The sequence below is a fragment of the Wolbachia endosymbiont of Tuta absoluta genome, from assembly GCF_059414725.1.
In genome coordinates, this window is record NZ_JBNRJY010000646.1 from 1 (window position 1) to 1,537 (window position 1,537).

At 30.8% G+C, this 1,537-nt stretch carries 1 pseudogene; it reads left to right on the forward strand.

From position 1 onward, the window contains the following. Positions 1–355 precede the first annotated feature (355 nt). Positions 356–1,368, forward strand: a pseudogene (locus tag ACJ5GX_RS07045) (NAD(P)H-dependent glycerol-3-phosphate dehydrogenase). The last annotated feature ends 169 nt before the right edge of the window (positions 1,369–1,537 follow it).

Consider the following 1,537-nt stretch of genomic DNA (forward strand, 5'->3'; position numbering starts at 1 on the left):
GATCGATCATCTTCAATTAATAATATACGCATATTTTACACCCCATAAATAATTTATAATTTTAGTAATATATATAACCAAGGAAAGTAACAAATCAAATTTTTATTAATGAATAATAGAAATTACACTTATTAATTAATAGTTAATGTGTCGTTCCAAAATTATACAAATAGATCTAAAATACAATAGATATACTATAATAATACTATTTTTAGTAAATATTGAATAGAAGCTATTTTTATTAAAAGAATACTTAGGTTAATAGATATTTAAACTATTTTATACTTTTATGTTATATTTTTAATTTACTTATTCTACAGTTTTAAATTATAAGTAATACTTTCAGGAATATTGAGTGGTAATATCAGTTTTAGGTGCTGGCGCATGGGGTACAGCAATTGCGATTTCATTAAGTGGTAAGAAAAATGTAATTTTGTGGACTCGCAATAAGGCCATATTTGAATCAATTAAAGAGAAAAGAGAAAGTGACAAGCTACCTGATTGTCCAATTTCTGATAATGTATCAGTAAAATTAGCTATTGAAGATGCAGTGAATGCTTCAGTAATAATTCTAGCTGTTCCCACTCAGTCTCTAAGGGAGATATGTCATCAATTGAATGATTGTAACCTAAAAAAAAATGTAGCAATAATTTTGGCTTGTAAGGGAATAGAAAAATCTACATTAAAATTACCTAGTGAAGTAGTCAATGAAGTTTTACCTAATAATCCTCTTGCTGTTTTTTCTGGTCCTAGCTTTGCTATAGAAGTTGCAAGAAAATTACCATATTCGATGGTTCTTGCATGTCAAAATGAAGTATTAGGTTTAAAATTAGTATCAGAGCTACAGCAAGAAAATATTAAATTGTACCTTAGTAGCGATGTTATAGGAATACAGGTTTGTGCAGCGTTAAAGAATGTTTTTGCTATAGCATGTGGGGTTGTTCTAGGTAGGTTTGGGTTTAATGCTCATGCAGCATTAATTACGAAAAGTATGAGTGAAATTAAGGCTTTATACTCAGCAAAAGTTGGTGACGGCAATGTAGATATAAATACACTACTTGGACCAGCATGCTTAGGCGATTTGGTTGTGACATGCACATCATTAAATTCAAGAAATCTATCTTTTGGATCTAAAGTAGCTAATAGTAATGGTTCTAGTGCTCAGCAGATTTTATCAGAAGGTAAGTCGGTAATTGAAGGTTTTAACACTGCTAAGTCTGCATTTGATTTAGCAGAAAAGCTAAAGATAAAACACTTCCCTTAGTAAATGCAGTCTGCCGATCGATCCTGGAAAAATTGACTAAATACAAAAATATTATACGAACAGAAAGGAAAAAGTTATCCACATACAAATTTACCATGACATAATTACTCAACCACCAAATTTTCAAAAAAGGATCGATCTCAGCGGTAATTTCGTTATCAGGGTTATTGATTTTCTGAAGCGTTATATCCCTGTGCTCAATGCTATCAAACTCGACGCGAATTTTGTTGTTTGAAACACGTTTTATGCCTGCTGGAGAGAAGTTTGTGTCTT